Origin of the sequence: Agrobacterium sp. rho-8.1 (assembly GCF_033957725.1) — a bacterium.
Taxonomy (GTDB): domain Bacteria; phylum Pseudomonadota; class Alphaproteobacteria; order Rhizobiales; family Rhizobiaceae; genus Agrobacterium.
Window position 1 is genome coordinate 100,771 of sequence record NZ_CP192789.1, and the last position, 12,862, is coordinate 113,632.

The window sequence follows — 12,862 nt, forward strand, 5'->3', positions numbered from 1 at the left end:
TTTCAATTGCCGTCCTCCAACGACAAGGGCAGATTAGCGAGTGGTTGGAATCTGTCTCGTTGAAAGGGCATATCGATTTGGCGAAAAGTAAGGTCGATGAGCGAGCAGTCTATCAGCCGGGTGCAAGCAGCATAGAAGGCACCCCGACGAAGCTGCAATTTTTTCGCGCGCATCCTCACCGGATGCTGATGCCACACTGGCACGCTCAGATCGAAATCAACTATGTCACATCGGGCAGCGTTCATTACCGCATGGGCGACCACTCGCTTCGCTTGAAGGCCGGGCAGATGTGTCTGTTCTGGGGTGGACAGGCGCACCAGATGGACGAATCGTCGGAGGATTCTTTTTATGCAGGCGCGCATCTGCCGCTTGTGCATTTTTTTCGCATGCGTCTTCCTGCTGCCGTTTCGACGATGTTGATGGGAGGCGCGACCATGCTGACATCGGTGACCGATACGGCAGACGACGAGAACTTTTCTCGCTGGTTCCGCTACGCAGATTCCGGCGATCCGCAGAAAGCTGAAAACGCCGTTGAGGAGTTGCTTCTACGCGTCGAGCGGATGTTTCTCGAGCCCTACACAGTCATTTCGCCTGCGTCACAGACCAGCACAGCGAGTGACGGAGACAGTTCGCATTCGGTCAGCGTCGTGCGCATGTGCGACTTTATCGCAGCCAATTTTCTGGAGGATATCGATGCCGCAGATATCGCACGTTCGGCCAGCCTTCATCCCAAATATGCCATGAATCTGTTTCGGAAATCTACGGGGATGACCCTGATCAAGTATCTGACGTTGCTGCGACTCTCTCGGGCACAGGCGATGCTTATCAATGACAACGCCAATGTGCTCCAAGTTGCGATGGAAAGTGGATTTGGCTCCGTCAGCGCCTTCAACAAGGCCTTCAAGCAGGTTGCCGGAATGTCTCCTTCAGACTTTCGCCGAGGTATGCGGTTTAATCTATCGCATTAGGACTGGCACTGGATTAGGACAGATCAAGACCAGGGGGTTGTCAGCGATATAAAAGCATCCCTTTAGTGATTGATTTATAATCATAAATCTGAAAACTCAACACCATGAACGGTATTTTCAAACAGCTCGATTGAATCCTTACCAAAATTTAACTGTTGCCCTGATCGAAAAGATGGCTATTTTCCGTGCTGCGCTGCAGCATAGCCTCTCCTTTTGCAGCGCTATCGCATTCAATGCCGGTAACTCCAATGGACTCCGGGTCTATTCAATGTCCATTCCAAGGGAGATTTTAATGACAATATCCGTTACCCATCTTTATTCCAGCGACCAGACAGATACTCCATTTGCGGAAAAAATTGCCGTAGCCCGACACACTGCTGGCTACACGATCGAACAGCTCGCGATCACCTGCGGACTGACGGTGGAGGAAATCGTCGCATTGGAAGACGGTTCCGACAGCAACCCTTCACATATCCAGCGCGTAGCGGCAGCTTTGCAAATTCCGCTTTCAAGCATTGTCTGATCACTTGCGCCACCCTCGATAAAGAGGGCCTTTCCTCGCCTGCCGCTACCGAGCTTTCATCGGCGGGACGGGCGAGGAAATTGTATCTTTCCCAAGTTTCCCATGTCCCCTTAAAAATTGCTTTCGCAAATCCCACATCAGGGCCGCGTAACCAGACGCATAGTTCGGTAACGCATATTTTATTATTGATGACCTGACCTGTGGACACCTCATGACAGAAGATCACGCCGACCTGTCGTATCATCGAGCAACAGAGCAATCCTGGCCATCGCAGCGTTCCGGAATCTTGAACTGGCTCGTTCTTGAAGCCCATGAGCAGCGCTTCATTGACAATATTTTCGTGGAGCTTTGCCAACGGTTGAACAGTGCGGGAGTTTCCGTCGCCAGGGCATCGTTGAGCTTTATGGTCGAGCACCCACAATGGCGGGGCGCTCGAATTCTCTGGACGAAAGGTCGAGCAGACGCCGAGTTCACAACGTATGCCTATGGCACGGAGAATACGCAGGAGTATCGTAACTCTCCGATACACGAAATACATTCTGGCACTGAAGAGCTTCGTCACAAGCTTGATGTTCGACCGGTAGACTCGGAGTTCTCGATCTACGCAGAGCTACGTGCCGAGGGCCTGACCGAATATTGCGCGTGGCCGCTGAAGCACACTTTTGAGAAGCGTCATGTGGTAACATTCTCCAGCGACCAACCGGGCGGTTTTACCGATGCGGAGGTCGAGATGTTGCGAAGTCTCGTGCCCGTGATATCTCTGGTATCGGAAATTCGGCTCAAGAACCGCATCGCACGGACGCTGCTTGAAACCTACGTCGGTCCGCACGCCAGCCAGGCCATTCTGGATGGCGCAACGCGAAGAGGCAGCGGCATGACTGTCGGTGCCGCGATCCTCATTTGCGACCTTCGCGATTTCACCCATATTTCAGATCTGTGGCCACGCGACGATGTGATCGAACTGCTCAATGCCTATTTCGATGCTATGTCCGATCCGATCGAGAAATTCGGTGGCGAAATCCTGAAATTCATGGGCGATGGTCTTCTGGCCATCTTTCCGTTGAGCAATCCAGATGCCTGCAAGAACCTTATCTCCGCGATAGAGGAGGCGCAGGTCCACCTGCAAGCGTTGAATGAGGCCAACATCAAGCGCGGCCACGAGCCGCTTGGCTATGGTATCGGCGTCCATGCGGGCGACGTAATGTATGGCAATATCGGCTCAAAAAGCCGGTTGGACTTCACAGTCATCGGCCCTGCCGTCAACATCGCATCGCGACTGGAAAGCCTGACGAAGCAGATAAAACGGCCCGTGCTCATGTCACAGACCTTTGTCGAGATGGCTGGAAACATCAGAGATTTCGAGAGCATTGGCATGCAGACATTGCGCGGTCTTGAAAACTCTATTCATGTTTATGCACTGCCCACGCCTGACAGGGGCTGAGTTTTGCAATATATGGGCACCGAAAGCCCAAACTGAACATTGCGACAGGACCTGATGTCGTTGACCGATGACATGGAAGCACCCGCTGCCCCCACCGCCAGAATGCTGACCTGGGTGCGCAACTCGACCATTTACCGGCTTCAGCGCCAGATGCTGACGGAGCGGCAATTGTTCGATGCCATCAAGCGCAAGGCAAAGCAAAAATTCGAAGAGATAACGCCAGAGCAAATCGACGCGCTTGCCCATGCAGCCGTAAAATTCGGCCACGACCTCAAAGCGCTTGACGATGTCGCCTATGCCGAAAGCGCGACACGATCAGCCATCCGGAGCGGTCGGTCGCGTCGTGCCATCGCACAGAGACTGAGCATCAAAGGCGTGAGCAAGGAGATCGTGGAGAAAGCGTTGAACGAAACCGACGATCTCTATTCGGCCGTCGTCATGGCGCGCAAACGCCGGTTTGGCCCTTTTCGACGGGAAGAACCAGATGAAAAGCGAATGCAGAAGGAGATATCCGCCTTCGCACGCAACGGGTACAGTTTTGAAATTGCCGGTCGAGTCTACAGGATGACAACGGACGAAGCGGAAGCCATATTGGCAGACAGTCCGCTGTGATCTGTTACTTCGGCGCCTGCACCGTTTTCATGTAAGCGATCAGATCGTCGATCTCGCTTTCGCTCCACAATCCAAAAAAGCGCATTGCCGTGCCTGGCACGGTTTTCTTCGGACTATATAGAAATTCCTTCAGCTTTTCGTCGGTCCAGACCATTCCCTGGGCACCTGCGTCTGTCATAGCCTGCGAGTATTTGTAGTCCGGCACCGAACCGGCCGTCCGGCCGACAACGCCCATAAGATGCGGCCCAAGCCGGGTCCGGGGTGAGTCGATATTGTGACAGGCGGAACATTTACTGAATGATCGCTCGCCACGCGCCGCATCACCTTCGGCCAATGCTGCGGACGCGGAGAAAAGCAAAGAGGATAGCATCAGAACCTTCAGTCTCATCGTCATCTCCACAGATCTGTCCAGACCACACATACAAAAACGCCCTTCCGGTCCATACGACAGAAAGGGCGCTTTTTAGAATGCGTCAGATTGACCGACCTATCAGCCGTTGATTGGGTTCAACGTCACAGATGTGCCTGTAGCGGCCAAGTTCAGACCAACCTGGCCAGTGACACTGACGGTCTGCAGCTGGATCGAGCCCGATGTGCCGCCGACGAGAATGTTGGCACCGACTCCCAAGCCAACCGTAGCTTCAGCAGTCGCACCCTGGTACAGGCCACCAAGCGAACCTTTGTGATAACCTGCGGTCGGAGCGAAAACCGCCCAGACCAGACGACCCTGCGTCGTGAAGCCGAGGTCTACGCCAACCTTGCGAATGGCACCGCTGTAATGGTCAGTGCGGCGCGCGCCCATCGTCGACTGGAAAGTGCACTCGAGCTCTTTTGCAGAGCCGACAACGTAGCCTACGCCACCGCCAACTTCACATGTGAGGTAGCCGATTTTTACGCCGTTGCGCTCGTCCTGTTCCTGAGGTTCCTGATAGTTGGTGAGGTCTGCTGCGATTGCGCTGGCAGTTCCGCCAAGACCAAGTGTGAATGCGGCGAAGGTGACGGCTAGAGCCTTTTTCATATTCTTTTCTCCTGTTTAATTCTTTACCCGCGGCAGCCCCGTTGCCCTTTTCGGACTATGAATGGCGCACCATTAACGTTTGTTCCAGAAAATCGATCCAATTGCAGACTAAGTCGGCAAAACAATCGGCGGATAAGACGCATTGGCAGCTAGATGGCCAATGAGGCGCTGTTAGGGCGCCTCATTTTGAAGGGCTGTTCTGGAGTAAAGATCCGGTATCAGTCGCGCCGATAATCGTCTTCCAGACGCTTGATATCGTCTTCACCGAAATACGACCCGGTCTGGATTTCGATCAGTTCAAGAGGGATTTGTCCCTCATTTGCCAGGCGGTGCGGTTTGCCGAGAGGAATGTAGACGGATTCGTTTTCCGTCAACAACCGCGTCTGGTCATCGATGGTAACCGTCGCGGTGCCGCGGACGATGATCCAATGCTCCGAACGATGATAGTGCTGCTGAAGCGAGATTCGGTGTCCAGGCTCGACCTTGAGATGGCTGACCCGATAGCGTGGACCGAAGTCGGTTTGCTCTATGTGGCCCCAAGGTCGGTAGGCACGCTTGTGGACCTCCGTCTTGTGCGCGTGATCGCTGTTTTTCAAAGTCTCAACAAGACCTTTGACGCTCTGGACCCTATCTTTCGGGGTCACGAGTACGGCGTCTTTCGTAGCGACGACGACGATATCCTTGGCTCCAACCACCGTGGTCAGAATACTGTTGGAGTGGATGAGGCAACCCTCAGAATCGATGAAAATGCCCTGTCCCTCGACGGCATTGTTGTTGTCCAGCTTGTCGGCGATCTCCCAGATTGCGTCCCAACTGCCGATATCAGACCAGCGGAAATGGCCCCGAACGACCGCCATGCGCTTGGTGTTTTCGATGACCGCGTAATCAATGGAATTTTTTGGCGAGGCTTCGAAACTCTCCTTGTGCAAACGCACAAAGCCAAGGTCGCTTTCATGTTCGTCAACCGAGCGTGTGACGGCCGAAAGAATATCTGGAGCGTGAACTGAAAGCTCTGATATCATCACATCTGAGCGGAAAAGGAAGTTTCCGGAATTCCAGAGGTAACCTTTCTCGACGTACGAAATGGCCGTTTCTTCATCTGGCTTTTCTACGAAGGCTTCAACGACACAAAGATCTTCATTGCCATTGATAGGCTCGCCGGGATTGATATAGCCATACGAGGTTCGTGGTTCGGTCGGCGTGAGACCGAACACCACGATGTTGCCCTGCTCCGCCGCTTCGGCACCCAACCTGACTGCATCCGAAAACTTTTCATTGTCCAAGACCACGTGGTCGGCAGCAAGCGCGAGCACGAGCGATCCCGGTTCCCGGCGCTCTGCGAGCACAGCCGCAGCAGCCATCGCCGCAGCGCTGTCGCGACGTGCCGGTTCTAGAACCACCGTTGCTTTCAAATCGATGTCTTCGGCCTGCCGTTGCGCAAAGAAACGAAAATCCTCATTCGTGATGACAAGCGGCTCATCATAAAGCGCTGTGTCGCTTACACGCTGGAGGGTCTGCTGATAGGTGGACAGGCTGCCAACGAGTGGCTGAAACTGTTTTGGCAATTGGTCGCGTGATACCGGCCATAGTCTCGATCCAGCGCCACCTGCCAGAAGTACCGGGATAATCTTTCGAGTTTGTGCGCTCACGTTTCTACCTTTCCAATTCCAAGTCACTTGCGTCTTACGCTTCCGGTCGGCACCAAAACACGTGTGGAAGTGAATGCCAAGCTTCAGCGCCACCCGCCCCCAAAACCTTTTCCTGCATCCAGTCCTTTGACTGTGAACCGACCGGACGGTTTTCCAACGACGACGTGAGGCTGCGGTTCCTGAAATACAGAACGCCTAATCGATTGAAGCGTTCTGATTTCGTGCGTTTCGTTGGATTAATCGCTATGAAGGACACTGAACCCTTGGCAGCGTCATGAAAAATACAATAACAACGACCACCATTCGATAAAGAAAAAGAGAAGGGGGAGTCATGTCCGACAAAACGACATCCACGAGCGGCAAAATGTCCGTAACGGATCAAGAGGCTCTGGACTTCCACTCGCAGGGCCGTCCGGGCAAACTCGAGATCACGCCAACAAAGCCGATGGCGACCCAGCGGGATCTGTCTCTGGCCTACTCACCTGGCGTTGCGGTGCCTGTGAAAGCCATCGCTGAGAACCCCGATACCGCCTACGACTACACCACCCGCGGCAATATGGTTGCTGTGATTTCCAACGGCACTGCCATTCTGGGACTTGGAAACCTTGGAGCCTTGGCGTCCAAGCCGGTGATGGAAGGCAAATCTGTTCTGTTCAAACGTTTCGCCGACGTCGATTCGATCGATCTTGAAGTCGATACCGAAGATGCAGACGAATTCATCAATTGCGTGCGTTATCTTGGTCCGTCCTTTGGCGGCATCAATCTGGAAGACATCAAGGCCCCGGAATGTTTCATCATCGAGAGCCGCCTGCGCGAACTCATGGATATCCCGGTTTTCCATGACGACCAGCACGGCACGGCGATCATTGCCGCCGCTGGCCTCATCAACGCCATTGCGCTGACGGGCCGTGATTTCAATACAACCAAACTTGTCTGCAACGGTGCAGGTGCTGCCGCGATCGCGTGCATGGACCTGATCAAGGCGATGGGCTTCAATCCTGCAAACATCATCCTGTGCGATACGAAGGGCGTGATCTACCAGGGCCGTAGCGAAGGGATGAACCAGTGGAAATCCGCGCACGCTGCAAAGACGGACAACAGGACGCTCGAAGAAGCGATGAACGGTGCCGACGTTGTCTTCGGGCTCTCGCAACAGGGTGCGTTTACCGAAGATATGATCCGCTCAATGGCCCCCAGGCCGATCATCTTTGCCATGGCAAACCCTGATCCGGAAATCACGCCGGAGGAGGTCGCCCGCATTCGTGATGACGCCATCATGGCGACGGGGCGCTCCGATTATCCCAACCAGGTCAACAACGTCCTCGGCTTCCCGTACATCTTCCGCGGCGCACTGGATGTTCGCGCTAGCCAGATCAACGATGCGATGAAGATTGCCGCCGCCAAGGCGCTCGCTGATCTTGCCCGTGAAGATGTTCCAGACGATGTTGCCGCCGCCTATCAGGGTGTGCGTCCACGGTTTGGACCGCAATACATCATTCCTGTTCCATTCGATCCGCGTTTGATTTCCGCAATCCCTGTGGCTGTTGCAAAAGCTGCCATGGAGACGGGCGTTGCCCGCCGTGAATTGAGCGATCTCGAAGAATATTCTCGCGAACTTTCCGCACGGCGCGACCCCATGGCATCGACCACGCAGCGGCTCTACGAGCGAGTCCGTCGTTCTCCGCGTCGCGTCGTTTTTGCGGAAGCCGAAGAAGAACAGGTTATGCGCGCGGCCATTTCTTACACTGCGCAGGGTCTCGGCACTGCCATCCTGCTTGGTCGAGACGATATCATTCGTGCCAACGCAGAGCGTGCGGGCATAGATCTGGACCGCCCCAACATCAAGATCACCAACGCACGCCTGTCCGAGCGCGTCGATACCTATATCGATTATCTCTATGCGCGCTTGCAGCGGCAAGGTTTCCTGCTGCGCGACGTTCAGCGTCTGGTCCACAATGACCGAAACCACTTTGCTGCCTGCATGGTAGCGCTTGGCGATGCCGACGCGATGGTGACGGGCACAACCCGCAATTACTCAACAGCCCTGGAAGACGTGCGCCGTTGCATCAGCACCAAACCCGGCCACCGCGTGATCGGCGTATCGCTTGTAGTATCGCGTAACCGCACGGTCTTTGTGGCCGACACCGCCGTTCACGACATGCCATCCGCCGAAGAACTGGCCGATATTGCCGAGGAAGCCGCAGGTCTGGCTCGCCGTTTCGGCTACGAGCCACGGGTGGCCATGCTTGCCTACTCCACCTTTGGCCATCCCTTGGGTGAGCGGTCCGACAAGGTTCGTGAAGCTGTACGCATACTGGATAAACGCAACGTGACCTTTGAGGTCGATGGAGAAATGGCCGCGGACGTCGCGCTGAACCACCACAAGATGCAGAGCCAATACCCGTTTACGCGCCTGTCCGGTGCCGCCAACGTTCTGGTCATGCCAGCGATCCACTCGGCATCCATCTCGACAAAGATGTTGCAGGAGCTGGGTGGGGCAACTGTCATCGGCCCGCTGCTGGTGGGATTGGATAAATCCGTCCAGATCACATCGATGGGTGCAAAAGACAGCGATATCGTCAACATGGCGGCCATCGCCGCCTATAATTCCGGCGGCTTTTGATCAAGGGCTGCCACGGATCAAGTAATGTTTGTGGCAGCACCTCCAAATGCGCCATGGTTCGGCCACATAGTACAGCTTCTTCGCGAAAAATTATGCTGCATAAACACTCAATGGACGACGCATGGCTATCACGGGACATTCGGCAGGGACGCCGTCGACGGAAACAAACGGGCTTCGCAAAAAGGTTTTGCTGTGCCTGACCGACAACCCCAACGCAGTCATCCTGCTATTTGGGGCATACTTTTTGCTACAGACCATCGTGCGGCAGCTGGTACCTCCAGCGCTGCGGATCGATGAAGCGCAGCAGGTGCTTTTCGCGCAATGGCTGGCACTCGGCTATGATGCACAGCCGCCTCTGTACAATTGGTATCAGCAGGGAATCTTCGCGGTCCTTGGGACATCCATGGCTACCTTGGCTTTTGCCAAGAACTTTATTTTGTTTCTGACCTTCGCGATCTATACAAAAACGGCCGAATTGGTGCTTGAGAACAAGCGTCTTGTCGTTGTGGCCGCAATGGCACTTTTCGTAATACCCCAGGTGTTCTGGCAGGCGCAGCGCGACCTGACACATACGGCCATGCTGATGCTGACCTTTGCATCGGTCATCTATTGCACCATCAGGCTGATACAACGTCCAACCACTGCGGGCTATATCCTTGTCGGCCTGGCCGTTGGCCTTGGCATGCTGTCGAAGTACAATTTTGCGCTTATTCTTCCAGCCTTGCTGGTTGCTGTATGGCTTCATCCCAAAGGTCGTGATCGGATTTTAGACAAGCGTTTTCTCCTCACGCTTGGCGTCAGCCTTATCGTCTTCATACCCCACGTCTTCTGGCTGATGGATAATCTGACCTTCGCCTCTGAGGTGACATTGAAGAGAATGGCCGAGGATGCGCCGGAAAGCCGTTTCCTGCAGATCGCACGCGGGCTAGGTCGTTTCCTGTCCAGCTCTGCCATTATTGTCGCTCTGCCGACGGCGTTGCTTTGGCTTTCCGCCCGGCGGGGAGAGAAACAGGCCGCGAAAGCAGAGAGCCCTTGGCTGCGTTTTTTCATCAACTATTTCATCGCAATCGCCATTTTGATGACACTTGTCATCCTCACCACGACTATGACCGAACTGCGTGATCGCTGGCTGCTGCCGTTGCTTCTGCCATTTCCGATCCTGGCAACACTTTTCATAGAACAAAGAGTTGCGAACACCGAACGTCTGTCGGACAAATTTATCCCGCTCGCACTTCTGATTATGATGATCGTTCCGGTCGCGCTGTTGCTGTCACAGCCCGTCACGGCGCTCATGGGTAGAGTGTCCAGCTCGAATTATGACTGGCAGGCGTTTCGTAACCACATCGTCGACGAAAAGAACATTTCGCCGTCCCTCGTCGTCACGCCCAATTGGCCTAGTGGCGGGAACCTGCGTTTCGTGTTCGACAGCGTTCCTGTTGGGACGACAACCTATGACGATTACGATCCTGTCTTCGCACTCTCGGAAGATCGGCCAGTTCTCCTGGTTTGGACGGGTAACGATAGCCGCGATATGGAGTCGATGACGAAATGGCTGGGCGACCAACTGAACGCAAGGGTCGAAGGTGTCACGGCGACAAGGCTTGATGTGCCGATGTATTACCCTGTCAAAAACAAGTCCCTTCCGTTTAACTACGCAGTCGTGAAACCAAAGAATATCGTCAAAAATTAACGCCGCCAATCAAACCTTCAATCTTGTCGACAGTTTGCATTTAAGCGTGCTATCTGTGCCTTCTTACATGGGGTGATTTTGATGGATTCATCGGAACAGTGCGACGTGCTGGTCATCGGCGCCGGTATCATCGGTGTGATGTCGGCTCTTTATCTCCAAAATTCCGGCAGGCGCGTTACCCTGCTGGAGCGGGACGGTGTTGCGGAAGGCGCAAGCGCTGGCAATGCCGGTATTCTCGCTTTTCCTGAAATCATTCCAATGGCGGCCCCCGGCGTCATGAAAAAGGCGCCCAAGTGGCTCATCGATCCGCTTGGACCTCTCAGCATTCCCCCGGCCTACGCGCTAAAGATTGCCCCATGGCTTTGGCGGTTCCGGAAAGCCGGCTCACCGCGCGCCTTCGAACACGGTCTCAACGTGCAGAAAACCATGATGAGACTTGCGGCAAGCGAAATGCAGACGGTGGCTGCCATGCCGGAACTGGCTCACCACATATCGAAAACGGGAACGCTCGATCTTTACGACAGCCGGGCAAGCTTTGACGCGGCTGGTGGCGACTGGGAGGAGAAAGCCCGTGCCGGCTTTACATTCTCGCGGGTCGGACGCGAGGAAATCGAGACGTTGCAGCCTGGACTGGCGCCGCAATTCCAGCACGCCATGTACAGTCCCGATGGGCTGCAGGTTGGTGACCCCCAAGCCTTCACCCGAGCAATCGCCAACCTTGTGATCGCAAGGGGCGCAATTTTGCGTAATGGCGAAGCCTCGGGCGTTGCCATGTTGGGCGACAAGACCGTCGTCACGCTGACCAACGGCCAGACCATAGCAGCGGACAAGGTCATCGTCGCCTGTGGCGCATGGTCCAAACCGCTGGCCGCCTCTCTCGGAAACACCGTACCGCTGGAGACCGAGCGCGGCTATAACACCACATTGCCCATAGGCTCATTTCACTTGACCCGGCAGCTTTATTTCAATGACCACGCGTTCGTCGTGACGCCGTTATCATCCGGTATCCGCGTTGGCGGCGCGGTGGAACTCGGTGGTCTGCATTTGCCAGCGAACTTCCGCCGATCCGAAGCCCTTCTGAAAAAGGCGAGCCGTTTTCTTCCCGGATTGAAGACCAAGGACGGCAAGCAGTGGATGGGTTTGCGCCCATCCATGCCGGATTGCCTGCCCGTCATCGGCCCGTCACGCGCCAGCAGATCCGTCATCTACGCATTCGGCCACGGGCATCTTGGGCTAACGCAATCTGCCGCCACGGCAAAGCTCGTCACAGAGCTTGTGACAGGGGTGGACACGTCCATCCCCGTTGACCCGTTCCGGGCAAGCCGTTTTTCCTGATCGTAACAGAAAAGGCCCGCTCTCTCGAACGGGCCTGACCATCTCCACCAGGTACTAGAACGGTGAGTCGGGGAAGTAGAAACCTTCGGCATTCTCCTTCGTGACGAGAGTGGCATCGAGAATATAGGTGCCACGGACGGGGACCTGATCATAGAAATTGGCGGCAGTAAGCTGCATCGCAGTGGCGACCATCGCTGGCGGATAGAGAACATCCACAGGGATCATCTCGGCGCCATCCATGACTTTCTTGATCATGTCCTTGGACCCGGCACCGCCAACGACGTATTTGATATCGGTGCGCTTGGCCTGCTCGATCGCCTGCAGGACGCCGACAGCCATATCGTCATCCTGACACCAGACAACATCAATCTTCGGGTACTTCGTCAGATAGTCCTGCATGACTTTAAATGCGTCATCGCGGTTCCAGTTACCGAACTGTCGGTCCAGAATCTTAACCTTGGAGCCTGCAATTCCCTTGTCGAATCCATCTTGACGCTGCTGATCAATCGGGATCGGCAGACCACGAATGACGACGACCTCGGCATCCGGCGTCGTCTCTGCGATGTATTTGCCCGCAACTTCGCCCAGCGCCGGATTGTTACCGGCCACGTAGAGATCGCGGACGCTGTCGTCGTTGACGCTGGGTGCGCGGTCTACGAGGGCTACGAATTTGCCATTACTTTTCACTTCTTTGATCGCGTTAACCAGCGGATCAGGATCGGACGGCAGAATGACAAGCGCGTCGATACCCTGCGTTTCCAAATCCTGCACGGCATTTGCCTGGGTCGCTGCATCCGGCGATGTCTTGACGATGACGTTGAGGCCTGGGTGTTCTTGCATCAACAACTTTGCCACGCGCTCTGCATGATAGACAACACCAGAGGTCCAGCCGTGATCGGCTGCAGGGATCGAAACCCCGATTGTCACCTTTTTGTCCTGAGCTTGAACCGTACTCGAAAGCGCGACCAGCGCCACGGCCATTCCCAACAGTTTCTGTCTCATG

11 protein-coding genes are annotated in these 12,862 nt (G+C 55.0%); 7 read left to right on the top strand and 4 right to left on the bottom strand.

From position 1 onward, the window contains the following. The first annotated feature begins 71 nt into the window (after positions 1–71). The 4 genes from RMR21_RS15260 to recX all read left to right on the top strand — a co-directional run bounded on the left by RMR21_RS15260 (position 72) and on the right by recX (position 3,544). The gene (locus RMR21_RS15260; protein ID WP_498671713.1) at positions 72–968 is read left to right on the top strand and encodes a helix-turn-helix domain-containing protein; all 897 of its coding nucleotides are present in this window, start codon (positions 72–74) and stop codon (positions 966–968) included. Positions 969–1,260: 292 nt separating this feature from the next. Continuing rightward, positions 1,261–1,491, top strand: coding sequence for a helix-turn-helix domain-containing protein (locus RMR21_RS15265; RefSeq protein WP_498670323.1), 231 nt, complete (start codon positions 1,261–1,263; stop codon positions 1,489–1,491). Between the two features lie 211 nt (positions 1,492–1,702). After that, the gene (locus RMR21_RS15270) at positions 1,703–2,932 is read left to right on the top strand and encodes an adenylate/guanylate cyclase domain-containing protein (protein ID WP_498670324.1); all 1,230 of its coding nucleotides are present in this window, start codon (positions 1,703–1,705) and stop codon (positions 2,930–2,932) included. Positions 2,933–2,992: 60 nt separating this feature from the next. Continuing rightward, positions 2,993–3,544 carry a recombination regulator RecX gene (recX, locus tag RMR21_RS15275; protein ID WP_498671715.1) on the top strand — a complete coding sequence of 184 codons (552 nt, stop codon included), beginning with the start codon at positions 2,993–2,995 and terminating at the stop codon, positions 3,542–3,544. A gap of 4 nt (positions 3,545–3,548) precedes the next feature. Here recX and RMR21_RS15280 read toward each other — a convergent pair whose 3' ends face one another. The 3 genes from RMR21_RS15280 to RMR21_RS15290 form a co-directional block, all read right to left on the bottom strand. Next, positions 3,549–3,932, bottom strand: coding sequence for a c-type cytochrome (locus RMR21_RS15280; protein WP_498670325.1), 384 nt, complete (start codon positions 3,930–3,932; stop codon positions 3,549–3,551). A gap of 102 nt (positions 3,933–4,034) precedes the next feature. Continuing rightward, a complete protein-coding gene (locus RMR21_RS15285; protein ID WP_498670326.1) occupies positions 4,035–4,562 on the bottom strand; it encodes a DUF992 domain-containing protein in 528 nt (175 codons plus the stop codon). A 218-nt stretch (positions 4,563–4,780) separates the two neighbouring features. Continuing rightward, positions 4,781–6,211 carry a mannose-1-phosphate guanylyltransferase/mannose-6-phosphate isomerase gene (locus tag RMR21_RS15290; RefSeq protein ID WP_498670327.1) on the bottom strand — a complete coding sequence of 477 codons (1,431 nt, stop codon included), beginning with the start codon at positions 6,209–6,211 and terminating at the stop codon, positions 4,781–4,783. A 331-nt stretch (positions 6,212–6,542) separates the two neighbouring features. On the opposite strand from RMR21_RS15290, the gene RMR21_RS15295 reads away from it, so the two are divergent. The 3 genes from RMR21_RS15295 (at position 6,543) to RMR21_RS15305 (ending at position 11,859) form a co-directional block, all read left to right on the top strand. Beyond that, positions 6,543–8,834 carry an NADP-dependent malic enzyme gene (locus RMR21_RS15295; RefSeq protein WP_498670328.1) on the top strand — a complete coding sequence of 764 codons (2,292 nt, stop codon included), beginning with the start codon at positions 6,543–6,545 and terminating at the stop codon, positions 8,832–8,834. 121 nt (positions 8,835–8,955) lie between these two features. After that, a complete protein-coding gene (locus RMR21_RS15300) occupies positions 8,956–10,524 on the top strand; it encodes a glycosyltransferase family 39 protein (protein WP_498670329.1) in 1,569 nt (522 codons plus the stop codon). An 81-nt stretch (positions 10,525–10,605) separates the two neighbouring features. Next, complete coding sequence (locus RMR21_RS15305) at positions 10,606–11,859, top strand: NAD(P)/FAD-dependent oxidoreductase (RefSeq protein ID WP_498670330.1); 1,254 nt, start codon at positions 10,606–10,608, stop codon at positions 11,857–11,859. Positions 11,860–11,913: 54 nt separating this feature from the next. Here the strand turns inward: RMR21_RS15305 and RMR21_RS15310 are convergent, their stop codons facing one another. After that, positions 11,914–12,861, bottom strand: a complete 948-nt coding sequence (locus tag RMR21_RS15310; RefSeq protein ID WP_498670331.1) for a substrate-binding domain-containing protein — start codon at positions 12,859–12,861, stop codon at positions 11,914–11,916. Position 12,862 lies beyond the last annotated feature (1 nt).

Coding starts and splice junctions, on each gene's coding strand:
- RMR21_RS15295 (WP_498670328.1), top strand. CDS start 6,543: ATGTCCGACAAAACGACATCCACGAGCGGCAAAATGTCCGTAACGGAT.
- RMR21_RS15285 (WP_498670326.1), bottom strand. CDS start 4,562: ATGAAAAAGGCTCTAGCCGTCACCTTCGCCGCATTCACACTTGGTCTT.
- RMR21_RS15265 (WP_498670323.1), top strand. CDS start 1,261: ATGACAATATCCGTTACCCATCTTTATTCCAGCGACCAGACAGATACT.
- RMR21_RS15305 (WP_498670330.1), top strand. CDS start 10,606: ATGGATTCATCGGAACAGTGCGACGTGCTGGTCATCGGCGCCGGTATC.
- RMR21_RS15300 (WP_498670329.1), top strand. CDS start 8,956: ATGGCTATCACGGGACATTCGGCAGGGACGCCGTCGACGGAAACAAAC.
- RMR21_RS15270 (WP_498670324.1), top strand. CDS start 1,703: ATGACAGAAGATCACGCCGACCTGTCGTATCATCGAGCAACAGAGCAA.
- RMR21_RS15280 (WP_498670325.1), bottom strand. CDS start 3,932: ATGAGACTGAAGGTTCTGATGCTATCCTCTTTGCTTTTCTCCGCGTCC.
- RMR21_RS15310 (WP_498670331.1), bottom strand. CDS start 12,861: ATGAGACAGAAACTGTTGGGAATGGCCGTGGCGCTGGTCGCGCTTTCG.